Origin of the sequence: Nocardioides sp. NBC_00368 (genome assembly GCF_036090055.1) — a bacterium.
GTDB lineage: Bacteria > Actinomycetota > Actinomycetes > Propionibacteriales > Nocardioidaceae > Nocardioides.
In genome coordinates, this window is sequence record NZ_CP107970.1 from 2,788,349 (window position 1) to 2,811,118 (window position 22,770).

Annotated in this window: 27 protein-coding genes; 15 read left to right on the plus strand and 12 right to left on the minus strand. The window is 70.4% G+C overall.

The window, feature by feature from the left end; translation table 11 throughout:
- Positions 1-40 precede the first annotated feature (40 nt).
- Together OG984_RS13325 and OG984_RS13330 are read right to left on the minus strand one after the other, a co-directional pair.
- Positions 41-490, minus strand: a complete 450-nt coding sequence (locus OG984_RS13325; protein ID WP_328532033.1) for a methyltransferase family protein — start codon at positions 488-490, stop codon at positions 41-43.
- A gap of 62 nt (positions 491-552) precedes the next feature.
- Complete coding sequence (locus tag OG984_RS13330) at positions 553-1,131, minus strand: TetR/AcrR family transcriptional regulator (RefSeq protein ID WP_328532034.1); 579 nt, start codon at positions 1,129-1,131, stop codon at positions 553-555.
- 137 nt (positions 1,132-1,268) lie between these two features.
- Between OG984_RS13330 and OG984_RS13335 the strand changes: the two genes are divergently transcribed.
- From OG984_RS13335 to OG984_RS13375, 9 genes are all read left to right on the plus strand, one after another.
- Positions 1,269-3,749, plus strand: a complete 2,481-nt coding sequence (locus OG984_RS13335; RefSeq protein WP_328532035.1) for an MMPL family transporter — start codon at positions 1,269-1,271, stop codon at positions 3,747-3,749.
- 39 nt (positions 3,750-3,788) lie between these two features.
- Complete coding sequence (gene recQ, locus OG984_RS13340) at positions 3,789-5,603, plus strand: DNA helicase RecQ (protein ID WP_328532354.1); 1,815 nt, start codon at positions 3,789-3,791, stop codon at positions 5,601-5,603.
- Between the two features lie 74 nt (positions 5,604-5,677).
- Positions 5,678-6,277, plus strand: a complete 600-nt coding sequence (locus OG984_RS13345; RefSeq protein ID WP_328532036.1) for a histone deacetylase — start codon at positions 5,678-5,680, stop codon at positions 6,275-6,277.
- Positions 6,278-6,286: 9 nt separating this feature from the next.
- The gene (locus tag OG984_RS13350) at positions 6,287-6,763 is read left to right on the plus strand and encodes a DinB family protein (RefSeq protein ID WP_328532037.1); all 477 of its coding nucleotides are present in this window, start codon (positions 6,287-6,289) and stop codon (positions 6,761-6,763) included.
- 63 nt (positions 6,764-6,826) lie between these two features.
- A complete protein-coding gene (locus OG984_RS13355; RefSeq protein ID WP_328532038.1) occupies positions 6,827-7,474 on the plus strand; it encodes a LysE family translocator in 648 nt (215 codons plus the stop codon).
- A gap of 65 nt (positions 7,475-7,539) precedes the next feature.
- The gene (locus OG984_RS13360; protein ID WP_328532039.1) at positions 7,540-8,523 is read left to right on the plus strand and encodes a DUF5829 family protein; all 984 of its coding nucleotides are present in this window, start codon (positions 7,540-7,542) and stop codon (positions 8,521-8,523) included.
- A 95-nt stretch (positions 8,524-8,618) separates the two neighbouring features.
- Positions 8,619-9,362 (plus strand): IclR family transcriptional regulator, encoded by a 744-nt coding sequence (locus OG984_RS13365; RefSeq protein WP_328532040.1) that lies wholly within the window; start codon positions 8,619-8,621, stop codon positions 9,360-9,362.
- A gap of 77 nt (positions 9,363-9,439) precedes the next feature.
- Positions 9,440-10,657 (plus strand): MFS transporter, encoded by a 1,218-nt coding sequence (locus OG984_RS13370; RefSeq protein WP_328532041.1) that lies wholly within the window; start codon positions 9,440-9,442, stop codon positions 10,655-10,657.
- Positions 10,658-10,681: 24 nt separating this feature from the next.
- A complete protein-coding gene (locus OG984_RS13375; RefSeq protein ID WP_328532042.1) occupies positions 10,682-12,145 on the plus strand; it encodes a benzaldehyde dehydrogenase in 1,464 nt (487 codons plus the stop codon).
- 43 nt (positions 12,146-12,188) lie between these two features.
- On the opposite strand, the gene OG984_RS13380 is transcribed toward OG984_RS13375, so the two are convergent.
- The 3 genes from OG984_RS13380 to OG984_RS13390 are packed head-to-tail and all read right to left on the minus strand — an operon-like array spanning position 12,189 to position 15,058.
- Entirely contained in the window at positions 12,189-13,037 is an 849-nt protein-coding gene (locus tag OG984_RS13380; RefSeq protein WP_328532043.1) for a carbohydrate kinase family protein, read from the minus strand.
- 37 nt (positions 13,038-13,074) lie between these two features.
- Entirely contained in the window at positions 13,075-14,262 is a 1,188-nt protein-coding gene (locus tag OG984_RS13385) for a winged helix DNA-binding domain-containing protein (protein ID WP_328532044.1), read from the minus strand.
- Positions 14,263-14,284: 22 nt separating this feature from the next.
- Positions 14,285-15,058: a helix-turn-helix transcriptional regulator gene (locus tag OG984_RS13390; RefSeq protein WP_328532045.1), complete on the minus strand. Its 774-nt coding sequence runs from the start codon at positions 15,056-15,058 to the stop codon at positions 14,285-14,287.
- Positions 15,059-15,107: 49 nt separating this feature from the next.
- On the opposite strand from OG984_RS13390, the gene OG984_RS13395 reads away from it, so the two are divergent.
- Positions 15,108-15,560 (plus strand): DUF2000 domain-containing protein, encoded by a 453-nt coding sequence (locus OG984_RS13395; RefSeq protein WP_328532046.1) that lies wholly within the window; start codon positions 15,108-15,110, stop codon positions 15,558-15,560.
- Here OG984_RS13395 and OG984_RS13400 read toward each other — a convergent pair.
- On the minus strand, positions 15,535-15,975 hold the full coding sequence (locus OG984_RS13400; protein WP_328532047.1) for a YkvA family protein: 441 nt from the start codon (positions 15,973-15,975) through the stop codon (positions 15,535-15,537). The two genes, OG984_RS13395 and OG984_RS13400, sit on opposite strands and share 26 nt — an antisense overlap.
- A gap of 57 nt (positions 15,976-16,032) precedes the next feature.
- Positions 16,033-16,737 carry an NUDIX domain-containing protein gene (locus tag OG984_RS13405; RefSeq protein WP_328532048.1) on the minus strand — a complete coding sequence of 235 codons (705 nt, stop codon included), beginning with the start codon at positions 16,735-16,737 and terminating at the stop codon, positions 16,033-16,035.
- A 47-nt stretch (positions 16,738-16,784) separates the two neighbouring features.
- Between OG984_RS13405 and OG984_RS13410 the strand changes: the two genes are divergently transcribed.
- Complete coding sequence (locus OG984_RS13410) at positions 16,785-17,543, plus strand: DeoR/GlpR family DNA-binding transcription regulator (protein ID WP_328532049.1); 759 nt, start codon at positions 16,785-16,787, stop codon at positions 17,541-17,543.
- A 44-nt stretch (positions 17,544-17,587) separates the two neighbouring features.
- Entirely contained in the window at positions 17,588-17,992 is a 405-nt protein-coding gene (arr, locus tag OG984_RS13415; protein ID WP_328532050.1) for an NAD(+)--rifampin ADP-ribosyltransferase, read from the plus strand.
- A 3-nt stretch (positions 17,993-17,995) separates the two neighbouring features.
- Here the strand turns inward: arr and OG984_RS13420 are convergent, their stop codons facing one another.
- From OG984_RS13420 to OG984_RS13430, 3 genes are read right to left on the minus strand one after another with little or no spacing between them, the layout of a single operon-like run.
- Complete coding sequence (locus OG984_RS13420; RefSeq protein ID WP_328532051.1) at positions 17,996-18,394, minus strand: low affinity iron permease family protein; 399 nt, start codon at positions 18,392-18,394, stop codon at positions 17,996-17,998.
- Positions 18,395-18,445: 51 nt separating this feature from the next.
- Positions 18,446-18,775: a branched-chain amino acid transporter permease gene (locus OG984_RS13425; RefSeq protein WP_328532052.1), complete on the minus strand. Its 330-nt coding sequence runs from the start codon at positions 18,773-18,775 to the stop codon at positions 18,446-18,448.
- Positions 18,768-19,496: an AzlC family ABC transporter permease gene (locus OG984_RS13430; RefSeq protein ID WP_328532053.1), complete on the minus strand. Its 729-nt coding sequence runs from the start codon at positions 19,494-19,496 to the stop codon at positions 18,768-18,770. Before OG984_RS13430 ends, OG984_RS13425 begins: the two co-directional genes overlap by 8 nt.
- A gap of 63 nt (positions 19,497-19,559) precedes the next feature.
- On the opposite strand from OG984_RS13430, the gene OG984_RS13435 reads away from it, so the two are divergent.
- Positions 19,560-20,012 carry an Lrp/AsnC family transcriptional regulator gene (locus OG984_RS13435; protein WP_328532054.1) on the plus strand — a complete coding sequence of 151 codons (453 nt, stop codon included), beginning with the start codon at positions 19,560-19,562 and terminating at the stop codon, positions 20,010-20,012.
- Here OG984_RS13435 and OG984_RS13440 read toward each other — a convergent pair.
- Positions 20,002-20,790: a helix-turn-helix domain-containing protein gene (locus OG984_RS13440; protein WP_328532055.1), complete on the minus strand. Its 789-nt coding sequence runs from the start codon at positions 20,788-20,790 to the stop codon at positions 20,002-20,004. The genes OG984_RS13435 and OG984_RS13440 overlap by 11 nt on opposite strands.
- A gap of 118 nt (positions 20,791-20,908) precedes the next feature.
- Between OG984_RS13440 and OG984_RS13445 the strand changes: the two genes are divergently transcribed.
- A complete protein-coding gene (locus tag OG984_RS13445) occupies positions 20,909-21,259 on the plus strand; it encodes a nuclear transport factor 2 family protein (protein WP_328532056.1) in 351 nt (116 codons plus the stop codon).
- Between the two features lie 2 nt (positions 21,260-21,261).
- On the opposite strand, the gene OG984_RS13450 is transcribed toward OG984_RS13445, so the two are convergent.
- Positions 21,262-21,714, minus strand: a complete 453-nt coding sequence (locus OG984_RS13450) for an Lrp/AsnC family transcriptional regulator (protein WP_328532057.1) — start codon at positions 21,712-21,714, stop codon at positions 21,262-21,264.
- A gap of 103 nt (positions 21,715-21,817) precedes the next feature.
- Between OG984_RS13450 and OG984_RS13455 the strand changes: the two genes are divergently transcribed.
- Positions 21,818-22,762, plus strand: coding sequence for an SMP-30/gluconolactonase/LRE family protein (locus OG984_RS13455; RefSeq protein ID WP_328532058.1), 945 nt, complete (start codon positions 21,818-21,820; stop codon positions 22,760-22,762).
- Positions 22,763-22,770 lie beyond the last annotated feature (8 nt).

Sequence of the window (22,770 nt, forward strand, 5' to 3'; positions counted from 1 at the left end):
ATTCTCACTGCTCACCCCAACGCTCGCCACGGTGGTCGTCTCAGCGCCGCGTGCCGAGCCAGCGGGGTGTGGCCGCCCGGTAGGAGTCGTACGCCTCCCCGAAGCTCCACGACAAAGCCTGCTCCTCCGCAGGGATCTGGGTGCGATCGACGACGGCGACGAAGGCGGCGACCGGGACGAACGACAGCAGACCACCCCGGAAGATGGCGTGGGCGGCGAGGAGGCCGGCCATGCCGACGTACATCGGGTTGCGGGTGAAGCGGTAGGGCCCGTCGGTGACGACCGCGGTGGCCCGCTCGGGCTCGAGCGGGTTGAAGGTGGTGTCCTTGTGCTTGAACGCGCGAGCCGCGCCGCCGGCGAGACAGACCGAACCGGCAGCCACGAGCCCGGCCGCGACGGACCGGACCAGCGTCGGTCGGCGCCCGCGAGAGAGCAGATGCTGGGCGGCCAGGCCGACGACGACATAGACGGGCGGCGGCACCTTCGGCATGTCCTCCACCGTAGCCCTGCCCCGAGGGTCCACACCCCCTCTTTCTTGGGTGAAGAGAACCGTCAGTGCAGCAGCGCGCGCACCAGCCGCTCGGCGATGTCCGGAGCGGGCTCGGCGCGCTCGAGGGAGTGAAGGACGAACCCACCGACCAGGGCGCGTACGAACTCCATGACCGGCAGGTCGGCGGGCAGCTGGCCGGCCGCGACGGCGGCCTCGATCCGGGTGGAGACGGTCGCCGTGATGCCGAGCGCGTCGTTGAGGCGGTTGCCGATGTCGGGGTTCTCGCAGGCGGCCGCGACGAGCGAGCGGACGAGGCCGTCGTTGCCGGGCTGGGCGACCAGGTCGACGAGGCTCTGCATCCACGCGATCAGGTCGGCACGGATGTCACCGGTGTCGGGAACCACCGGGTGGTCCGGCAGCAGCTTGTCCTCGATCAGCGCGTCGGCCACGACCGCGCTCTTCGAGGACCACCAGCGGTAGATCGTCTGCTTGGAGACCCCGGCCTCGGCCGCGATGCCCTCGATGGTGAGGTGGTCGTAGCCCTGGGTCGCGAAGAGCCGGCCGGTCGCGCCGAGGACCGCGATGCGAGCCTGTTCGCTGCGTACGGCACCTCGACGGCGCACTCCTGCTGACGCTGGCATGAACGGCATCCTAAGAGCCCGTGGCATCTCATGGCCAAGGCACAGGTGTGACCCATCACTCGCACAGCGGCCCTTGTCCCGCGGCGTACAGGTGATTAACTGGACGCACCGTTGCGAATTACCGGAGGGATGCCGCCATGGCGGAGCTGTTGTATCGATTGGGCAAGACGGCCGCGCGCCGCGCCTGGCTTGTGATCCTTGCCTGGGTGCTGGCGCTGTCCGGCGCTGTCGGGGCGTACGTCGCCTGGTCCGGTGAGCTCACCACGAGCTTCGACATCCCGGGGCTGCCCTCGTCCGAGGTGGTCGACGACCTCCAGAAGGGGCTGCCCGATCTCGCCGGCGGCTCCGGCACGATCGCCTTCCAGACCGAGGACGGCACCCCGCTCAGCGCGACGCAGAAGAAGGAGATCCAGGCACTGATCACCAGCGCCGAGGACCTTCCCGACGTCGCCGCGGTGACCGACCCGTTCCAGACCGAGGCCCAGCGTGAGGCGCAGGCCGAGAAGGTGGCCGAGGGCCAGGCCCAGCTCGAGGCCGGCCGGACCCGGCTCGACAGCGCCCAGGCCAAGCTCGACAAGGCCCAGGCCGACATCGACGCGGCCCGTACCCAGCTGCAGGCCGCCGGCCTGCCGACCACCGAGCTCGACGCCCAGCAGGCCGCCCTCGACAAGCAGCAGGCGAAGATCGACGACAGCTCGGCCGACCTCGAGGCCAACACCGCGAAGGCCGAGAACGGCGCCGAGCTGCTCGAGCTCGCAGACGGGATCCGGATGGTTTCCGCCGACGGTTCGGCCGCCCTGGTCAACGTCGCCTACTCCGTCGGCCGTCTGGAGATGTCCGAGGAGACCAAGAAGGCCACGGTCGACCACTTCACCGACCACCCCATCGACGGGGTCGAGATCGGCGTCTCCTCCGACATCTCCCAGGAGGCACCCAACCCGATGGGACCGGGTGAGATCGTCGGCGTCGGCGTCGCCGCGGTCGTCCTCCTGGTAATGCTCGGCACCATCATCGGCGCCGGCGTCCCGCTGGTCACGGCGCTGACCGGCGTCGGCATCGGCGCGCTCGGCGCGCTCTCCCTCTCCGGGGTGGTACAGATGGCCTCGATGACCCCGATCCTGGGGCTGATGCTCGGCCTGGCCGTCGGCATCGACTACTCGCTCTTCATCCTCAACCGGCACCGCAAGCAGCTGCTGCACGGCTCCGACATCACCGAGTCGATCGCGCTCGCCAACGGCACCGCCGGCACCGCCGTCGTCTTCGCCGGCTCCACCGTGATCGTTGCCCTGGTCGCGCTCAACATGACCGGCATCCCGTTCCTCGGCCTGATGGGCTCGGTCGGCGCCGCCTGCGTCGCGATCGCCGTGCTGGTCGCGATCACCCTGACTCCGGCCATCCTGGGCCTGGTCGGCGGCCGCATCGTCTCCAAGCGCGCCCGCAAGAAGGTCACGGAGCAGGACGCCGCCGAGGCCCACGCCCGGCCGATGCCCACCTGGCGCGCCGTGGTCACGGTCGTCGCCTCCGTGGTGGCGCTGCTCGCCCTCGCGATCCCCGCACTCGACATGCGCCTGGGCCTCCCCGACGGCGGCTCGGAGCCGGAGGGCTCACTGGCCAAGACCGCCTACACGATCACCGAGGACAGCTTCGGCCCCGGCGCCAACGGCCCGCTGCTGGTCGCCGCCGACCTGCCCGAGGGGCTCGACGAGTCCGGCGTCCAGCACGCCCAGCTGACGGTCGCCAAGGCGCTGGCGGACCTCGACGACGTACGCGCGGTGGCGCCTGTCGCGGTCTCCGAGGACGGTCGCACCGCCGCGTTCCAGGTCGTCCCCGAGGAGGGGCCCAACAGCGTCTCCACCAACGAGCTGGTCAACGCGATCCGGGACATGCCGGCCGTCAACGGCGACATCACGCTCGGCGTCGCCGGCGCCACCGCGGTCGCGATCGACGTGTCGCAGGGGCTCAACGACGTACTCCTCCCCTACCTCGCCGTCGTCGTCGGTCTCTCCCTGCTGATCCTGATCCTGGTCTTCCGCTCCATCCTGGTCCCGCTCATCGCGACCGGTGGCTTCGTGCTCTCGCTGCTGGCGACGTACGGCGTCGTGGTCGCGGTCTTCCAGAAGGGCATCGGTGCGGAGTGGATCGGCATCGACAGCACCGGCCCCATCCTGAGCTTCCTCCCGATCCTGCTCGTCGGGATCCTCTTCGGCCTGGCGATGGACTACCAGCTGTTCCTCGCCTCCGGCATGCGGGAGGCGTACGTCCACGGTGCCCCGGCTCGCGTCGCCGTCGCCCAGGGCTTCCGGGCCGGGCGTTCGGTCGTCATCGCGGCCGGCCTGATCATGGTCTCCGTCTTCGGCGGGTTCATCTTCGCCGAGTCGGTGATGATCCGCTCGATGGGCTTCGGGCTCGCGCTCGGCGTGCTTCTGGACGCCTTCATCGTCCGGATGCTGCTGATGCCGGCGCTGATGCACCTGCTCGGACGCTCGGCGTGGTGGCTGCCGAAGTGGCTCGACCGCATCCTCCCGAACGTGGACGTCGAGGGTGCCGCGCTCGAGCGCGCCCACGGCGGCACCGCCCCCGACGACACCCCGGTCGAGCGGGAGAAGGTCTCGGTCTGAGGAGGACCGTCGGTGGTCGCCGGTAGGGTCGCTCGCGTGATGGAGTTGACCCCGGAGCTGGAAGTCCTGCGCCGCGTCTTCGGCTACGACGAGTTCCGCGGCGACCAGGCCGAGATCGTCGCGCACGTGGCCACGGGCGGTGATGCCCTCGTCCTGATGCCGACCGGCGGCGGGAAGTCGCTGTGCTACCAGATCCCGTCGCTGGTGCGACCCGGGACCGGGGTGGTCATCTCGCCGCTGATCGCGCTGATGCAGGACCAGGTCGACGCGCTCTCCGCGCTCGGTGTGCGCGCCGGGTTCCTCAACTCCACCCAGATGCCGCACGAGCGGCAGCAGGTGGAGCAGGCACTGCTGGCCGGCGAGCTCGACCTGCTCTACCTCGCACCCGAGCGGCTGCGGGTGCCGGAGACCGGCCGGCTGCTCGACCAGGCCAAGATCTCGCTGTTCGCGATCGACGAGGCCCACTGCGTCTCGCAGTGGGGTCACGACTTCCGGCCCGACTACCTGCAGCTCTCCCACCTGCACGAGCGCTGGCCGGAGGTGCCGCGGATCGCGCTGACCGCGACCGCCACCGCGGAGACCCGCCGCGAGATCGCCTCTCGCCTCAAGCTCGAGGACGCCCGCCACTTCGTGGCCTCCTTCGACCGGCCCAACATCCAGTACCGGATCGCCCCCAAGGACAAGCCGGCCAAGCAGCTCGTCGACCTGATCCGCGCCGAGCACCCCGGCGAGGCCGGCATCGTCTACTGCCTCTCCCGCGCCTCCGTCGAACGCACCGCCGCCTCCCTGGTCGGTCAGGGCATCCCGGCGCTGCCCTACCACGCCGGACTCGACTCCCGCACCCGCGCGGAGAACCAGTCCCGCTTCCTGCGCGAGGACGGCATCGTCATGGTCGCCACCATCGCCTTCGGGATGGGGATCGACAAGCCGGACGTACGCTTCGTGGCCCATCTCGACCTGCCCAAGTCGGTCGAGGGCTACTACCAGGAGACCGGCCGGGCCGGGCGTGACGGGCAGCCGTCGACCGCCTGGCTGGCCTACGGGCTGGCCGACGTCGTCCAGCAGCGGCAGATGATCGAGACCTCCGAGGGCGACCGGGCCCACAAGCACCGGCTCGGTCAGCATCTCAACGCGATGCTGGCGCTGTGCGAGACCGTCGACTGCCGCCGGGTGCAGCTGTTGCGCTACTTCGGGCAGGCCGCGGAGCCGTGCGGCAACTGCGACACCTGTCTGACGGCGCCGGAGTCCTGGGACGGCACCGTCCCGGCGCAGAAGGTCCTCTCCACCGTCATCCGGCTCGACCGCGAGCGCAACGGGCAGCGCTTCGGCGCCGGCCAGATCGTCGACATCCTGCGGGGCAAGGAGACCGAGAAGGTCCGCCAGTTCCGCCACGACGAGCTCTCGGTCTTCGGGATCGGCACCGACCTCGCCGAGAGCGACTGGCACTCGGTCATCCGCCAGCTCCTGGCCCGCGAGATGCTCGCGGTCGACAACCGCTACGGAGTCTTCTCGGTCGCCGAGCCGGCCGGCCCCGTGCTGCGCGGCGAGCAGCAGCTGATGCTCCGCAAGGAACCGCCCCGGCAGGCTCGTCGCAGCGGCTCCGGGGACCGCAAGCCGAAGGTGGCCGCCGCCGACCTGTCGCCGGAAGCGGCCGAGGTCTTCGAGCGGCTGCGCGCCTGGCGCGGCGAGGTCGCCAAGGAGCAGGGCGTGCCGGCCTACGTCGTCTTCCACGACGCGACCCTGCGCGAGATCGCCACCCGGCTGCCGGCCAGCCGGGACGAGCTCGGCACGATCAGCGGGATCGGCGAGGCGAAGCTGGAGAAGTACGCCGACGGGGTGCTCGCCGTCCTCTGACCGCCTCGTCGCGGCCGGATCCCGAGCAGGGCACCCCCCGGGTGGCCTGCGTCACGTCGGTAGGCTGCCCCGCGATGAGTGCAGAGGTCTGGTACGTCAGCTACGGGTCGAACATGTGCCGTGACCGCCTCAGCGCCTACCTCCTGGGTGGCCGGCCGGTGGGTGCCCGCCAGTCCTACGTCGGGGCACGTACGCCGTCGATGCCGCTCGCCGATGTCGCGGTCGACCTCCCCGGACGGCTCTACTTCGCGGGTGAGTCCCGCACCTGGACGGGCGGGGTGGCGTTCTACGACCACGATGCTCCCGGTTCCTGGACCGCGGCCCGCGCCTACCGGATGAGCGTCGAGCAGTTCGCGGACATCGCCGCCCAGGAGATGGACCGGCTGCCCGCGCCCGGAGACCCGATCGAGAAGGTCGTCATCGACGGTCTCGAGAACGGCCGCCACGAGGCCGGCCCGGGACACTACGAGACCCTGATCGAGGTCGGCCGCCGCGACGGCCTCCCGATGCTCACCTTCACCGCGCCGCACGGGTTCGACGCCGTGGAGCACACCCGGCCCTCGGACGCGTACGCCTCGATGCTGACCCGCGGGCTGTATGAGGCACGCGGCTGGGACCGGCACCGAGCCGAGGCGTACCTCCTGGAGCGCTGCGGTTCGACCATCGCCCGCTAGCCTGCCGACATGAAGATCGGACAGGCGGACGAGCGGGCGCTTCTCGAGGGCATGGTCGACATCCAGCGCGAGCAGATCCGCGGCATCCTCGAGGATCTCGACGACGAGGAGGCGCGCCGGAAGCTGGTCCCGTCGCTGACCACCCCGCTGGGGCTGGTCAAGCATGCGACCTTCGTGGAGAAGGTGTGGTTCCACGCGCGGGTCGCCGGAGTCTCACGCAAGGAGATCGGGCTGCCCGACACCGTCGACGAGAGCTTCGTGCTCGAGGCCGAGGACACGGTCGCCTCGATCCGGGCCGGCTACGAAGCGGCCTGCGAGCACTCCCGCGAGATCGCCGCCGCCCACGAGCTCGACGAGGAGTTCGACTGGCACGGCAACCGGGTGACGCTGCGGTTCGTCTACGTGCACATGATCCAGGAGCTGGCCCGTCACGCCGGGCACGGCGACATCCTCGTCGAGCAGCTCCAGGCCGTCCGCGCGGGATAGCCGAGGACGACCCGGGGTACGCCGACTGAAACCCTTGGCGCTGCGGCCCGCTGATGGCGGACAATGGTGAGCGTGCCGACCCTGAGCCAGTTCGCCGCCTTCGCGCTCGCCTCCGTCATCTTCATCCTGATCCCGGGACCGAGCGTGCTCTTCGCGCTCGGCCGCGCCCTGACCGCGGGCCGCCGCGAGGCGGTGCTCGCCGTCGGCGGCAACGCGCTCGGCCAGTTCGGCCAGGTCCTGGCGGTGGCCGTCGGCCTGGGTGCGCTCGTGGCAGCGTCCGCGACCGCGTTCACGGTCGTGAAGCTGATCGGCGCTGCGTACGTCGTCTATCTCGGCATCCAGGCGATCCGTCACCGCGCCGACGCCCGGGCCGCCCTCCACGGCGAGGACGTCGCACGGACGACCGCGTGGGGCGCGATCCGCACCGGGATGGTCGTCGGGGCGACCAACCCGAAGACGATCGTCTTCCACCTGGCCTTCCTGCCCCAGTTCATCGACACCTCCGCGCCCGCGGTGCCCCAGATCCTCCTGCTCGGCGCGATCTTCTCGGCGATGGCCTTCGCCTGCGACTCGGGCTGGGTCCTCGCCGCCAGCCGGGCCAAGGCCTGGTTCGCCCGCAAGCCCAAGCGCCTCGACACGCTCGGCGCCGGCGGCGGCGTCATGATGATCGGCCTCGGGGCCACCATGGCCACCGCCTCCCACGGCGCCTGACCGACACGTCGACCGACCGCGGAATTTCCGGGACAGGAGCGCGCCGGTCGCAGAGACTGGGTCCCATGCGGACTCCATGGAGAATCTCGGGCTTCATCGCGGCTGCGATCGCCTCACTCGTCATCACCTCGGGGACCTCGGTCGCCCCCGCCCACGCCGCGGACGAGAAGCGTCCGGATCCGCTCCTGGCCTTCAACCACGCGTGGGCGATGGTCGACCAGGAGACGGCTGACGCGATCGAGCACTCCGAGTATCTGGGGCAGTTCGCCGACCGCCGGATCAGCACCGGCAACGACGGCACCTCGACCTGGACCGGTCGCTATCTGCTCGGCAAGGAGACCTACCTGGAGTTCTTCGGGCCGGGCGACGCCCCCGACGCGGTCGCCGGCGACACCGGGCTCGCCGTCTCGGCCGACGACGACGGCGACCTGGCCATCGCCACGGACAACCTGCGCGACCTCGTCGCCGATCCGGTCGAGTTCACCCAGGTGACCGACCTCGGCGACGGCGAGCTGATCCCGTGGTTCGACGTCACCTACACGACCGCGACCTACGACACCTTCTTCTCCTGGGCGATGGAGTATCGCGACGAGTTCCTCAGCGACCCGCGGCTCTCCTTCCCGCCCGCCGCCTACGAGGGCGACGTCAGCCGTGACCGCTACAACCGCGACCGCTACCTCGACCGCCAGATGCGGGACGTCATCGGCATCCAGATCGCCACGACCGAGGCCGACATCGAGAAGATGGTGCCGCTGTGGCGCGCCGCCGGGATCACGATCCGCGTCCTGAAGGACGGTGGCGTCCTCGCCTTCGACGGCATGACCACGATCCGCCTGCAGCCGGTGCCGGCCGAGGAGGCAGGCGTACGCCACATCATCCTCGCCCTCAACGAGCCGGCCGAGGAGCCCCACACCGAGACGATCGGCAACTCGACGCTGCACGTCGGGCCGGGGGCGTACGCGCTGTGGACCTTCGACCCGATCGAGGCCTCGCCGGCCACCCGGTCCGGCGGGTCCGGCAAGCCGCTCCACCCCGCCTTCGGGGGCTGAGTCGCGCCGCTCCTGCCGGGGCGGCGTGCCCTGCCCATCGGGTGAGGGGGATGATGTGGGAGGCGTCGACTCCCACGTGGCGAAGGCAGAGGACGATGGCGGGCAACAGCCGACAGGCCGGTACGAGCGTGACCAGCCGAGCGCTGGCGATCCTGAGCGCGTTCGACGAGCAGCACCGGGCGATGTCGCTCAGCGACATCGCGAGCCGCGCGGACCTTCCGCTCGCGACGACCCATCGGCTCCTGGGCGAGCTCTTCCGCTGGGGAGCGCTCGAGCGGCTGCCGTCCGGTGACTACGTCATCGGTCGCAAGATCTGGGACATCGGCCACCTCGCGCCGACCGAGACCGGACTGCGCCAGGTCGCCGAGCCGTTCCTCCACGACCTCTACGGCGCGACGCTGGCCACGGTGCATCTCGCCGTGCGCGAAGGGACCGAGGTGGTCTACCTGGACCGGCTGCGCGGCAACCAGTCGGTCCCGGTCGTGAGCAAGGTCGGCGGCCGCCTGCCGATGCACGCCACCGGCGTCGGCAAGGTCCTCCTCGCTCACGCTCCGGACGAGGTCCGGGACACCGTGCTGGCCACCCTCACCCGGATCACGCCCTACACGATCACCCAGCCCGGCGCCCTCCGCAGGCAGCTGCGACAGGTGCTCGAGAAGGGCTACGCCACCACCCATGAGGAGATGAGCCTCGGCGCCTGCTCGATCGCCGTCCCGATCCACCGACACGACGAGGTGGTCGCCTCCCTGGGCCTGGTCGTCCCAACGCTCAAGGGCAGCGAGCAGCGGTTGTACGGCGCGCTCCGTGTCGCCGCGCAGTCGATCGGTCGCCGGCTCTGAAACTATTTCGGCGGAGTTTCCACTGAACGGAAGCTGTGTCGATGCTCACAGGGGTGACCGCTCTTAGGTTCGTCCCCATGAATGTGTCCGCAACCACATCGAGCACCATCGCCAACGGCAACCGAAGCCTGTGGCCGGTCGTGCTCTGCTGGCTCGCTGTCGCCCTCGACGGCTACGACCTCGTCGTGCTCGGCGCGGTGATCCCCACGCTGGCAGGGACCGGCGACCTCGGGTTCACCAAGGCGTCGTTGACCACGGCGGCCACCGTCGGGCTGGTCGGGGTCGGCATCGGCGCCGTGGCCATCGGTCCTCTTGCCGACCGGTTCGGCCGGCGTACGACCCTGATCAGCAGCATCGCCCTGTTCTCGCTGCTGACCCTGGCGGTCGCGTTCGCGCCGAACGCGACCGTGTTCATCGCGCTGCGTTTCCTGGCGGGTCTGGGTCTGGGCGCCTGCCTGCCGACGGCGCTGGCGTTCATGAGCGAGCACGCCCGCGAAGGCCGCTCCGGCACCGCCATGACACGGATGATGACCGGCTACCACGTGGGCGCCGTGCTCACCGCTCTGCTGGCCCTGTGGGTGATCCCGAACCTGGGCTGGGAGGCGATGTTCGTGATCGGCGGCGTCGCCGGGCTGCTGACGGTCCCGGTGATGTGGGTGAAGCTCCCGGAGTCGCAGGCCTACCTGGAGACCGTCGAGGCCGAGAAGGTCCGCCCCTCAGAGGTCGTACGCGGCCGCCTGCTGTGGGTGAGCCTGGGTCTGTGGGCGGCGTCGTTCTGCGGTCTGCTGCTGGTCTACGGCCTGAACACCTGGTTGCCGACGATCATGGGCGAGGCCGGCTACTCCCTCGACGCCGGCCTCGGCCTGCTCCTCACTCTCAACGTCGGTGCGGTGATCGGACTCGTGCTGGCAGGCCTGATCTCCGACGCGAGAGGCAACAAGCCGACGGTCGTGACCTGGTTCGGCGTGGCCGCGGTGATGCTGGCGCTGCTGTCGATCAAGATGGAGAACAGCCTCCTGGTGTACGGGGCGGTCCTGGCCGCCGGAGTCTTCGTGTTCAGCGCGCAGGTGCTGGTCTACGCGTTCGTCAGCCACCTCTATCCCGCCCGGATCCGCGGCACGGCGCTCGGCATGTCCGCCGGCGTCGGCCGGGTCGGCGCCATCGTCGGACCCTTCCTCGGCGGCGCCCTCCTCACCGCCGGCATCGCCTACCCGTGGGGCTTCTACGCCTTCGCAGGCGCAGCCGTCATCGCTCTGCTGGCCCTGCTGACCGTGCCGGCGCATCCCGACAACTAGCCACCCGACTTCCAGGAGCACACCATGTCCGTTCTCGACTCCGTCGACTGGTCCGGAAACATCCTCAAGGCCGGCGCCTGGCAACCCGGGCAAGGAGGCGACTACGCAGTCGTCGAACCGGCCACCGGCGCCGAGCTGGGCAGGATGGGTCTGGCCACCGCGGCCGACGTGGCGGATGCCGCCGCAGCGGCCGCCGAGGCCCAGCTCGCGTGGGCCGCACTTCCGCACCCGGAGCGCGCCGCCGTCCTGCGTCGCGCCGGCGACCTGTGGCAGCAGCATGCCGAGGAGATCACCGGGTGGAACGTCCGTGAGGTCGGCGCCGTGCCCGGCATGGCCGGGTTCGCACTCCACGTCGCGGCCGAGGAGTGCTACGAGGCTGCCAGCCTCCCGAGCCGTCCGATCGGCGAGGTCATCCCGTCCGAACAGCCCCGCCTGTCGATGGCCCGCCGCATGCCCGCCGGTGTGGTCACGGTCATCGCCCCGTTCAACGTGCCGATCATCCTCGGCATCCGCTCGGTCGCCCCGGCCCTCGCCCTCGGCAACGCCGTGATCCTCAAGCCGGACCCGCGCACCGCCGTGACCGGTGGCACCTTGATGGCCCGCATCTTCGAAGAGGCGGGCCTGCCCCCGGGAGTGCTCCAGATGCTGCCCGGTGGCGCCGACGTGGGCGAAGCGCTGGTCACGGATCCCCACATCCGGGTCATCTCGTTCACCGGATCCACCGGGGTCGGCCGCCGCATCGGTGAGCTGGCCGGCAGGCACCTCAAGCGGGCCCACCTCGAGCTCGGCGGCAACTCCGCGCTGCTGGTCCTCGATGACGCCGACGTCGAGGCCGCCGTCAACCTGGCAGCGTGGGGGTCGTTCTTCCACCAGGGCCAGATCTGCATGACGACCGGCCGGCACCTGGTCGCTGCCGGCATCTACGACGACTTCGTCGAGGCCCTCGCCGAGAAGGCAGGCCACCTGCCGGTCGGCAATCCGGCCACCGACCAGGTCGCCCTCGGCCCCGTCATCGACGCCGGCCAGCGTGACAAGATCCACGGCCTGGTCACGGCGTCGGCGGATGCCGGCGCCAAGATCGCGGCCGGCGGCACCTACGAGGACCTCTTCTACCGGCCCACCGTCCTGGCGAACGTCCCGATCACCGCGCCGGCGTTCGCGGAGGAGGTCTTCGGCCCCGTCGCACCGGTGACCAAGGTCGAGTCCGTCGAGGACGCGATCAAGCTCGCGGGGGCCAGCGAGTACGGCCTGTCCCTGGGCATCGTCACCAAGGACGTCATGCACGGCCTCGCGGTCGCGGAGCAGATCCCGACCGGCATCGTCCACATCAACGACCAGACCGTCAACGACGAGGCCAACGCACCGTTCGGTGGTGTACGCGCGTCCGGCACCGGGTCCCGGTTCGGCGGCGCCGAGGCCAACATCGAGGCGTTCACCGAGACCCGGTGGATCACCATGCGAGGTGAGCCGGCGCGCTACCCGTTCTGAGCCAGGCTGCTTCTCACCCAGGGTGCCGGCCCGTCCGGCGCGATCAGCCGAGGGCCGGGTGGAGGTGCTCGGTCTCGATCGCGACCCGGGCCTGGTCGGCGGCGGCACGAAGCGCGACGTCCACCGGCTCCGTACGCAGCCGCGCGGCCAGGAAGCCGGCCATGAAGGCGTCGCCGGCCCCGTTGGTGTCGACGACGGTGGCCGGTGTCGCGGCGACCTCGTGCCGGGTCCCGTCGGCCTCGAGCGCGATCGCTCCCTTCGCGCCGAGGGTGCAGACGGCGAGGCCGGGGCCGCGGTCGAGGCACGAGGCCATCAGTCCCCACGGGTCCTCGGTGCCGTCGTCGTTCATGAACACTCCCGCCGCCGCGCGCAGGAAGGGCTCGTGGAAGGCGGTGGCGCCGTCGTAGTCGTGCAGATCCATCCAGAGCGGGGTGCGCGGCGAGGGCATGGCCTCGAGCACCAGCCGGCCCAGCTCGCTCAGGTCGATCACCGCGAGATCCGCCGCCTCGACCGCACGCACGGCGGCCTCGACCGCCGCCGCGGACGGGGTCGAGGGGGTCGTGACGTACAAGGAGACCCGGCCGCCGTCGGCCATCAGGTTGACGTGCCGCTCGGTCGCGTCGCTGGCGATCGCCTCCACGACGACCCCCGCCTTCTCGAGCCGCTCCCGCAGCCGCTCACCGTCCTCGTCGGCGCCGACAGGAGCCCACAGACGTACGTCGATGCCGAGCCCGGCCAGGTGCAGCGCCTTGCCCGCCGAGGTGCCGCCGATCGTGTGCCACGACCGCCGCGCGAACTGCATGTGGGGCACCGGTTCGGGCAGATGGTCGAGGTCGATCAGGTGGTTCCAGGAAGCAGGGCCGCAGACGACGACGCGGGGCGAGGAGAGCATGCGCCTATTCAGCACCATCAGCTCCCCGCGCGCACGGCTAATAGGTGGCGAAGTCCACCGCGACGGAGGATGCCTCCCGGAGCGGGGCGATACGCTCCGCCTCTGCCTCGAGTGCTTCCTTCCGGTCTCGGCTCAACGCCTCGAAGGTCGTCAGGTCGATACGCAGCTCACGCCCGCGCTTGCGTGGGCGCCAGGTTCCGAGGATCTCGCCGTCGACGAGGACGGTTCCGGGATCTCCTGCCGTCCTCCAGATGTCCCGGTGATGCGCCCTGTCGACGATGGTCTGCCGGTCACGCAGCTGCGTGTAGGGATCTCGCGGCGGGAGCAGCCGCACCCCGAAGGGCATGGTCGAGGATCGGAGGGTGTCGAGGTCGGTGGCCAGGACCCATGCCGACCGGCCGATGTCGACCTCCACCAGCTCGTCCTCGAGGCAACCCCACCAGGGATCGACGTCACCCGCCTGCACGCCGAGCCAGGCCGCGAAGTCGCCCCGGGTGGACGGCCCGTAGCAGCGCAGGTAGCGCCGGAGCAGCTCGGCGCGCGACACCGCGGGGTCCGTCTCCGCGACCGGGTGGCCGAGCCACTCCTCGGTCAGGACGAACGGCGCCTTGTCCCCTGCCCGCGGTGCGAGACAGACGATCCGTCGCAGCGCGAGCACACGGACACAGAAGTGCACGACCGCCTCCCCGATGGGCTGGCCCTCGGCGTAGGGGCCCTCCTCGACCCAGACCTCTCGCTGCGCTGCCGTCAGTCGGGGCGTGATCAGCTCGGCCACCTCGGCGCCGAGCTCGTTGATCGCCAGCTGTCGCCCCGGCAGGACCTCACGTGTCGCCGCGGCGACGATGTCGGCCGCCTCGGTGAGGCTCAGCCCGAGTCGGTCGACGGCTTGCTCGACACCTCGCACGAAGTGCCGTAACGCCGTCTCCGCCGGAGGAAGGACCCCGGTCGTGAAGACACCGGCCTCGGAGGTCGGGAAGAGGTACGGAGCACCGCGCATGCTCCAGGTCAGCAGCATGCTCCTGTCCTCGATCGCTCGGGGGACCGTCCCGGCGACGACTCCATCCACGCGCGCATGCAGGGCCAGCAACGCCGATCCAGGTGGCGAGTCCTGGATGCCGCACCGCCCCGCAGCCGAGAGGAGGTCGTTCTCACCCAGCCGGACGTCGAGATGGTGCGACGCCAGCCGGAACGCGACCACGCTCTCCCGCTCGAACCGCTCGGCCATCAGCCCAGCGTACGGCCAAGGCTCACGCCGCGAAGATCGCCGGCGTCACGCCGAGGATGCGGCGGAAATGACGGGTGAGATGGGCCTGGTCATGGAACCCGGCCAGCGCCGCCGCCTCGGCAGGACGATGGCCGTCCACGAGCAGACGGCGGGCGAGATCGACACGGCGGCCGACGAGGTACTTGTGCGGAGCGATGCCGTAGGTCTGCGAGAACACCCGGACCAGATGGCTGGGATGGGTGCCGAGCTCGGCGGCGGCCGCGGCGATCGTGAACGACTCCGTCAGTCGGTCGTCGAGGAGCGCCCGCAGACGACGGGCCAGCGGTGCGTCGCGAAGCGTCGGCGCGGGACTTCCGAGATGCGTGAGCACCTCGTCGCGGACGGTCAGCAGCCAGTGTTCGGCCGCCATCAGGTCACCGGGGTCCTGCAGCGCCGCGTGCACGTGCCGGGCAGCAGCGATCGGGGTCGCGGCGGCAAGTGTCGGTCGACGCACGGCAAGGCCCTGTGCGGTCACCGGCAGCCAGTCCGGATCGAGATAGAGCACCCGTTTGCGATAGCCCTTCCCCTCGATCGCCGAGTGACCGTCGTGCGGCACCCCGGGCGGCAACAAGGTCAGCGCTCCGGGAACCGCATGGTGGTCGTCGCGATCGAGACCGTAGGCCACCGCACCGTCGTCGACCAGCATCACCGCCCAGTCGTCGTGGGTGTGCATCGGGTAGGAGTGGTCGAACTTCGCGTGGTAGACCTCGCGTAGCGACGGCACCTCGGGATGCCAGGCGCGCACGTGATCGACCATGCAAGAAACGTACAAGACCTTGCTGCGGGCGACGACGGAGACTTCGAGCATGACGGCACAGCTGACTTCCGACGACCCGGCGACCTCACCACGTTTCGACACGAAGGTCGTGGTCGTGCTCAACCAGGATCTGGAGCCCTGGCAGGAGCTCAACGTGACCGCGTTCCTGATGTCGGGGATCGCGACCAGCTCCCCCGGCCTCGTGGGCGAGGCCTACCGCGACGGCGACGACACCGAGTACCTGCCCATGCTCCGCCAGCCGGTGATGGTGATGAGCGCCGACTCGGGCCTGCTGGCCAAGGCCCGTGGGAAGGCCGCCGCCCGGGACGACGTCTCCCTCGCCGTCTACACCCGGGAGCTGTTCGGCACCGGGAACGACGAGGCCAACCGAGCGGCCGTGGCCGCGGTCCGCGCGGACGACCTCGACCTCGTCGGCATCGCCCTCCGTGGTCCCCGCAACGCCGTCGACCGCATCGTCAAGGGCGCCCGGTTCCACGACTGACCGAGCGGTCCAGCCCGGCGATCAGCGCCAGCGCCGCGAAGCCGTCCTCGGTGCCCGGCCACTGCGCCCGGACGGCGTCGATCCCGGCCCGGCGGACGACGCTGCGCAGCACGGCGGCGACGATGATCGCGTCGTCGGCGTAGCCCAGCACCGGGATGAAGTCGGGCACCAGATCGATCGGCAGGGCCAGATAGACCATCAGCAGCCCGAGCCGGATCCGTACGCCACGGGGCATCGTCTTGTCCGCCGCGAGCCGCCGGAGCAGCCGCACGACGTCGGGCAGGATCCGCAACGCCTCGCGCAGCAGGTCGCCGCGTGGGCGGACGACGAGCAACGCCACCACGAGGCACAACCACGTGAGCAGCAGGGCCGCGACGATGCCGATCGCCAGGTCCCACCAGAACGAACCGGTCATCCTCACCCTTCCCGCATCAGGCGTCCGCTGTGGCGCCGATCCCCTGATTCCACCATTTCACGGCTGAGGAGCGGACGCCCCGGCCGCTGGGCGAAACGGGCCGTCGAGAGCGGCCCACTGCAGCAGCATGATGGTCTTGCCGTCCGTGATCCGGCCGTCGCGGGTCATCGCGAGCGCATCGGCGAAGTCGAGCTCGAGCACCTCGATGTCCTCGCCCTCCTCGGCAACCCCGCCTCCGTCACCGGTGCGACTCTGTGGCGAGTAGGAAGCCGCGAAGAAGTGGAGCCGCTCGGTCACCGACCCCGGGCTCATGTACGCATCGAAGACATGGTCGACCACGGCGAGGCTGATGCCGAGCTCCTCGGCGCTCTCCCGCCGGATGGCGGTGACCGGGTCATCGGCGTCCAGAAGTCCCGCCGCCGCCTCGACGAGGAGCCCGTCCGGATGGTCGTTGACGTAGACCGGATACCTGAACTGCCGCGTCAGCAGGACCGTTCCGCGCTCGAGGTCGTAGGGAAGGAGCACAGCGCCGTTCCCACGGTCGTACGTCTCGCGCTGCTGCGTCTCCCAGCGCCCGTCCCGCCGGCGGTAGTCGAAGGTGGTGCGCCTGAGCACGTGCCACCCCTGCGAGGTCAGCTCGACGTCTCGAACCACGACGCCGGGGTTGCGGGTCAGGTCCCGTCCGGCGCGGTCGAGGCCGGTGCGGCCGCGATGGTCCGGGACATCGACACCAGGTCGCGGGTCGGCTTTCGTTGTCGTCACGGCGGCAGCGTACATGCAATACTGTGCAAGAACAGAAAGGAACGTGCATGCTGGTTGGGCAACGCCGCGCTCATCTCCTGCGTCTTCTGGAAGAAACAGGCAAGATCGTGGCCAAGGACGCGGCAACCGAGCTGGGCATCTCGGAGGACAGCATCCGCCGTGACCTGCGCGACCTGGCCGCCGAAGGGTTGTGCCAGCGCGTCTACGGTGGCGCGCTGCCCGTCTCCCCGGCGGTCGTCGACTACACCGCGCGCCACACCGTCGAGCCCGACGCCAAACGGACGGTCGCCGCCACGGCCGCCGGCCTCGTACGCCCCGGCAGCACGCTCATCCTCGACGGTGGCACCACCGCGCTCGCCGTCGCCCAGGCGCTCCCCGCGGATCTGGAGTGCACCGTCATCACCAACAGCCCCACGGTCGCCTCCGCCCTCCTCCAGCACCCGAGCGCCGACCTCTTCCTCCTCGGCGGCCGGGTCTTCAAGCACTCCGCCGTCGCCTGCGGCGCCGCGGCCGTCGAGGCCGCCCAGAACGTCTCCGCCGACCTCTGTCTCATCGGCGTCACCGGCGTCCACCCCGACGCCGGCCTCACCACCGGCGACGCCGAGGACGCCGCCATGAAGCGCGCCCTGGCCGGGCGTGCTGCCGAGACGTACGTCCTCGCCTCCTCCGAGAAGATCGGCACCGCCTCCCCCTACCGCGTGCTCCCCTGGGGCCAGGTCGCGGGCGTCGTCACCGACGCCGACCCGACCGACGAGGTCGTCGAGCAGATCTCGGCACTCGGCGTCGAGATCCTGCACGCCACCTGATCGAACATCGACGCACAACCCACCGGAGTCGGTAGCCTGCGGACATGACTGAGCCGCTGGACGAGGGGCCGTTCTACCACGGCACGAGGGCCGACCTGCGGGTCGGAGACCACCTCACCGCCGGGTTCCGGTCGAACTACCGGCCCGAGATCGTGATGAACCACATCTACTTCACCGCACTGCCCGACGGTGCGGGCCTCGCCGCGGAGCTCGCCGCGGGCGACGGGGCACCGCGGGTGTATCTCGTCGAGCCGACCGGGGAGTTCGAGAACGATCCCAACGTCACCGACAAGAAGTTCCCGGGCAACCCGACCCGCTCCTACCGCAGCCGCGAGCCGGTCCGGATCGTCGCCGAGGTCGCCGACTGGACGCGACAGACGCCCGAGGCCCTCCAGCTGTGGCGCGACCGCCTCGCCGCCATGGGCGACGACGCGGAGATCATCAACTAGCGGTCAGTGCCGCTCCTCGAGGCCCACGGCCTCGCGCAGGATGCGTACCGACTCGGTGAGGTCCTCGTCGTCACGAGCCCGCGACTCCATGAGGTCGGAGAGGGCCGAGGCGATGACGTTCAGCTTCTCGTGTGACGCCTCTTCCGAGCGTCGCCCGGCGTTCTGGAGCAGCACCAGCAACAGCAGCGAGAGGACCGATGAGCCCGTGTGCACGGCGAGCTCCCACTTGGTGCTCGAGGACCAGAAGGGGAAGCTCACCGCCCACACCAGCAGGACGACCACGATCACGTAGAAGAACGGCGCATGGCTGACCACGGAGGTCACCACCTCCACGAAGCGCTCGAACCCGTTGCGCCCGTCGCCTCGCTGGCGCGATTTCCTGGCCTCGTTCTCTACGGTCATGCGGTCACCGTAGCCCCGATCCGCCGCATGGATGACTGGAAACGGCCGGACTCAGGCCGCGATGACCGAGGTGACCAGGACGTACGCAGCGGTCCCGGCGAAGATGCTCAGCGTCATGCTGCCGCGCCACAGGTGCAGGCCGATGGTGAGCGCCAGGGCCAGGGCGGCGGGGCCGGCCGATGCGAGGACGACCGGGTCGGTGTCGCGAACGGTGTAGACGGCGAGGATGACCATCATCCCGACGGGCATCCGTTCACCGATGTGGGCCATCAGCGCGCTGTGCCGCAGCGGCGCCAGCATGGCGAACGGGACCGCACGAAGCGCCCAGGTGACGGCCGCGGAGACGGCGATGCCGGACAGGACGTACCAAGGATCAGGCACGACGACTCCTCCGCGCCGCGAGGGCGTACGACCCGACGAGCGCCGCGACGAACATGCCCATCGCGATCAGCAGCATGTTCTCCCTCGAGATCAGGGCAGCGACGAGCGCGCAGCCGAGCGCGAGCGCCGGGACCGGCAGCGACCGACGGACCTTGTACGCCTCGAGCCCGAGCACCACGAACAGCGCGGTGACGGCGAACTCGAGCCCGACGACCTGAGGTGGGATCAACGAGCCGAGCCCGGCGCCGACGGCCACGCAGATCACCCAGGCGACGTGGAAGAACGCCTGGATGCCGATGATCCGCGGCCGCGACCACCCGGCGGACTCCGGCGTGACGGTGAGCGCGTAGGCCTCGTCGGTGAGCGCGAAGGTGCTGTAGGCCTTCCATCCCGCGCCGTGCACCCGGTGCAGCGGGAACGAGATCGCGTAGAAGACATGGCGGAAGTTCACCAGCAGGGTGCTCACGGCGATCTGCGCCAGGGGCGCCGTGGCGGCCAGCAGGCCGACCAGCAGGAACTCCATGGTGCCCGCGAACACGATCGCCCCGAGGACCGGCGCCCACCACCAGGCGAGGCCGGAGTGAACCACGAGGACGCCGAGCGCGAGCCCCAGCGGCACCACGGCAACACAGGCGGGCAGCACGCTCCGCCAGCCGGCAGCGAGCTCCTCACGGGTGCTCGCGGGCTCCCGGAACGCTGTCTCCATCTCCATGACCTGCATGCCGCAAGCGTAGGAAAGTTCGGACGTTCATGGGTTGCCCATTCACGATGCTAAAGTGCCGGCATGCGCAATGATCATGCGATCGACGACCTGGATCGAGCAATCATTGCCGAACTCCAGGATGACGCCCGACTCAGCAACGCCGAGCTGGCGCGACGGGTCGGCCTCACCCCGGCTCCGTGCCTGCGACGAGTGCAGCGCCTGGAGAGCGAAGGGGTGATCAAGGGCTACCACGCCCGCATCGACCCGAAGAGCGGCGGACGCGGGTTCGAGGTCATCGTGGCGATCGACATCGCGGTCAACGACGGCAAGACCATCGAGGACTTCGAGACGGCCGCCGTCGCCATCCCCGAGGTCACCGAGATGCGCCGCATGCTCGGCCAGCCCGACTACTACCTGCGCGTGCAGGTCGCCGACCCCGAGGCGTACGAAGCGCTCATCCTCGGGACCATCTCCCGGCTGCCCGCGGTGAGCCGGGTGCTGTCGCACCAGACGATGCGACTGGTCAAGGGCTGAGCGCCTGCCGCGTGCGGGCGTCGGCGGGGACGAAGGTCTCCAGGTGGAGACCGTGGAGCGTCACGTCGGAGGCGCTCTCGATCTGGCTGGCGACGCTGAAGAAGCGGAGGATGTCGCCGCCCATCTCGATCTCCAGCGGTACGACGGGATCGGCCAAGGGCCGGGCGGGCGGCTCGCCGTCGGAGGGATAGGCGGTGACCTCGTCCCGGAGCGCGACCAGCGCCGGATCGCCACCGGTGTGCGTGATGCGCCGGCCGAGCTGATGGAGCAGGTGCGCACGCCAGACGAGGAGGTTGCGGATGCGCGGCGCGATCCCCCGCGGATGCAGGCAGAGCCGGATCACGTTCAGCGGAGGCTCGAGCAGGCAGGGATCGCAGCCGACGAGCAGCGCGTCGACGGACCGGTTCGCGTCGACTACGTCCCAGCGGTCGTCGAGGAGCAGAGCCGGGTACGGCGCGTGGGCGTCCAGCAGGCCACGAAGTCCGGCCATCACCGGAGCGAGCGCGTCGTCGTCGGTCGCACGGTGCGGGTAGCGAGGAGCGAACCCACCGGCGAGCAGCAGGCGGTTCTGCTCGGCCATCGGCACCCGCAGCACCTCGGCCAGCCGCACGATCATCTCCGGCGTCGGCCGGGAGCGGCCGTTCTCGACGTAGCTCACGTGCCGGGTGCTCACCTCGGCCTGGGTGGCGAGCGCGAGCTGGCTCAGCGACCGCAGCTCGCGCCAGCGGCGAAGCTCGCTGCCGACCGACGAAGACGGTGAGGTCACGGTTGAGATCACGGCCACGAGGCTAGCCAAGCCGACGCCGGGACGGCCATGACCTCAGAGGTTATCGACCGGCGCACCGGGTGGCGGCGAACCTTCTCCTGGCAACCCGATCCGAGAGAAGGAAGACACCATGAACGACATCGTGACGCGCTACCTCGACACCTGGAACGCCACCGGCGAGGAGCTCACCGAGCTGCTGGCCAAGCACTGGTCCGACGACTGCGTCTACGTCGACCCGCTCGCCGAGGTCCAGGGCCGCGACGCCGTCGGAGCGACCATCCAGGCCGTACGCGCACAGTTCCCCGGCTTCGTGTTCACCCCCGTGGGGACCGCCGACACCCACCACCAGCAGGCCCGTTTCCAGTGGGGGCTCGGTCCGGCCGGTGAGGAGCCGGTCATCATCGGCTTCGACGTGGTCGTCATCGACGCCGACCAGCGGATCCGGGACGTACGCGGCTTCCTGGACAAGATGCCCGCCTGACCTCAGGCCGGGCCCGGGGTCAGCGGCGAGAGCGGGCGCTCGAAGAAGGTCTCCAGGACCACGGTCGCCTGGGTCCCGCTGACCCCGTCGATGGCGTAGATCCGGCGCAGCACGTCCTGCAGCTGCTCGGTGGTCGCAGTCCTGACCTTCACCAGCACCGACGCGCTGCCCGCGATGACATGAGCCTCCACGATCTCCGGGAGCGCGGCGAACGCCTCCGCGGAGTCGCCCATCCAGGAGGTCGAGTCGACCATGACGTACGCCAGGACTCCGCTGCCCACCGCGGCCGGGTCCACCTCGGCGCTCGTGCGCCGGATGACGCCCGCCTCACGCAGCTTGCGCACACGCTCGTGGGCGGCGCCGGCGGAGAGGCCGACGGCCCGGCCGAGCGCGGCGTAGGACTGGGTGGCGTCGCGCTGGAGCTCGGCCAGCAGCTCGCGATCGATCTGATCCACAGCATCTCCGTTCGGAAAGATCTTGCCAGGACCGTACCTCATCTTGCAGGGTTCCACTTACGCCGATTCTGGTTCGACCGCGTCACGATGAGGAGTGGATTCCATGAGCGATGAACGCCCTGGCCTGTACGAGATGCTCGACGAGCGGTTCCGCACCGGACGGTGCATGAACGGCGACGACGCGCTGGAGGTCCTTTTCACCGGCTGCCGCTGGGCCGAGGGACCGATCTACGTGCCCGCCTGGCGTCAGGTCGTCTGGAGCGACATCCCGAACGACCGGATGCTGCGCTGGGACGAGGAGACCGGCGACGTGGCGGTCTTCCGTCGTGCCGCCGGACACACCAACGGCAACACCCTCGACCGCGAGGGCCGGCTGATCACCTGCGAGCAGGGCAACCGCCGGGTGACCCGGACCGAGCACGACGGCACGATCACCGTGCTGGCCGACCGCTGGCAGGGCAAGCGGCTGAACAGCCCCAACGACGCGACCGTCAGGTCGGACGGCTCGATCTGGTTCTCCGACCCCGACTTCGGCATCACCAGCGACTACGAGGGATACCGCGCCGAGAGCGAGATCGGCGCCAACAACGTCTATCGGATCGACCCGACCACCGGCGAGGTGAGTCTGGCGGCGGACTGCTTCGGGGCGCCGAACGGCCTGGTGTTCTCCCCCGACGAGCGGCAGCTCTTCGTCTCCGACACCCGTGCCGGCAGGATCTGGGTCTTCGACGTACGCGAGGACGGCACCCTCTCCGAGGAGCGGGTCTTCGCCGAGGCCGGAGCCCGCGAGGGTGCCCGCTTCGACAACATCCGCTTCGACGACGGCGGCCGCCTCTGGGTCGCCGCGATGGACGACGGGGTGCACTGCTACGACCCCGACGGCACCCTCATCGGCCGCCTGAACGTCCCCGAGGCGGTTGCCAACATCTCCTGGGGTGGCGCCAAGCGCAACCGCCTCTTCATCACCGCGGAGACGAGCTTGTACTCCGTCGTCTTGGGCGTCACCGGGCTCCATCCGACCGGACCGGGACGGCGGCCCTGGCTGTAGCCGGCGGG

Bases quoted from the DNA above. Each gene is read 5' to 3' on its own strand.
- OG984_RS13370 (WP_328532041.1), top strand. From the start codon at position 9,440: ATGAATGTGTCCGCAACCACATCGAGCACCATCGCCAACGGCAACCGA.
- OG984_RS13325 (WP_328532033.1), bottom strand. From the start codon at position 490: ATGCCGAAGGTGCCGCCGCCCGTCTATGTCGTCGTCGGCCTGGCCGCC.
- OG984_RS13420 (WP_328532051.1), bottom strand. From the start codon at position 18,394: ATGACCGTAGAGAACGAGGCCAGGAAATCGCGCCAGCGAGGCGACGGG.
- recQ (WP_328532354.1), top strand. From the start codon at position 3,789: ATGGAGTTGACCCCGGAGCTGGAAGTCCTGCGCCGCGTCTTCGGCTAC.
- OG984_RS13395 (WP_328532046.1), top strand. From the start codon at position 15,108: ATGACGGCACAGCTGACTTCCGACGACCCGGCGACCTCACCACGTTTC.
- OG984_RS13350 (WP_328532037.1), top strand. From the start codon at position 6,287: ATGAAGATCGGACAGGCGGACGAGCGGGCGCTTCTCGAGGGCATGGTC.
- arr (WP_328532050.1), top strand. From the start codon at position 17,588: ATGACTGAGCCGCTGGACGAGGGGCCGTTCTACCACGGCACGAGGGCC.
- OG984_RS13400 (WP_328532047.1), bottom strand. From the start codon at position 15,975: ATGACCGGTTCGTTCTGGTGGGACCTGGCGATCGGCATCGTCGCGGCC.
- OG984_RS13390 (WP_328532045.1), bottom strand. From the start codon at position 15,058: ATGGTCGATCACGTGCGCGCCTGGCATCCCGAGGTGCCGTCGCTACGC.
- OG984_RS13430 (WP_328532053.1), bottom strand. From the start codon at position 19,496: ATGCAGGTCATGGAGATGGAGACAGCGTTCCGGGAGCCCGCGAGCACC.
- OG984_RS13455 (WP_328532058.1), top strand. From the start codon at position 21,818: ATGAGCGATGAACGCCCTGGCCTGTACGAGATGCTCGACGAGCGGTTC.
- OG984_RS13375 (WP_328532042.1), top strand. From the start codon at position 10,682: ATGTCCGTTCTCGACTCCGTCGACTGGTCCGGAAACATCCTCAAGGCC.
- OG984_RS13435 (WP_328532054.1), top strand. From the start codon at position 19,560: ATGCGCAATGATCATGCGATCGACGACCTGGATCGAGCAATCATTGCC.
- OG984_RS13385 (WP_328532044.1), bottom strand. From the start codon at position 14,262: ATGGCCGAGCGGTTCGAGCGGGAGAGCGTGGTCGCGTTCCGGCTGGCG.
- OG984_RS13345 (WP_328532036.1), top strand. From the start codon at position 5,678: ATGAGTGCAGAGGTCTGGTACGTCAGCTACGGGTCGAACATGTGCCGT.
- OG984_RS13355 (WP_328532038.1), top strand. From the start codon at position 6,827: ATGGTGAGCGTGCCGACCCTGAGCCAGTTCGCCGCCTTCGCGCTCGCC.
- OG984_RS13330 (WP_328532034.1), bottom strand. From the start codon at position 1,131: ATGCCAGCGTCAGCAGGAGTGCGCCGTCGAGGTGCCGTACGCAGCGAA.
- OG984_RS13360 (WP_328532039.1), top strand. From the start codon at position 7,540: ATGCGGACTCCATGGAGAATCTCGGGCTTCATCGCGGCTGCGATCGCC.
- OG984_RS13335 (WP_328532035.1), top strand. From the start codon at position 1,269: ATGGCGGAGCTGTTGTATCGATTGGGCAAGACGGCCGCGCGCCGCGCC.
- OG984_RS13365 (WP_328532040.1), top strand. From the start codon at position 8,619: ATGGCGGGCAACAGCCGACAGGCCGGTACGAGCGTGACCAGCCGAGCG.
- OG984_RS13445 (WP_328532056.1), top strand. From the start codon at position 20,909: ATGAACGACATCGTGACGCGCTACCTCGACACCTGGAACGCCACCGGC.
- OG984_RS13410 (WP_328532049.1), top strand. From the start codon at position 16,785: ATGCTGGTTGGGCAACGCCGCGCTCATCTCCTGCGTCTTCTGGAAGAA.
- OG984_RS13380 (WP_328532043.1), bottom strand. From the start codon at position 13,037: ATGCTCTCCTCGCCCCGCGTCGTCGTCTGCGGCCCTGCTTCCTGGAAC.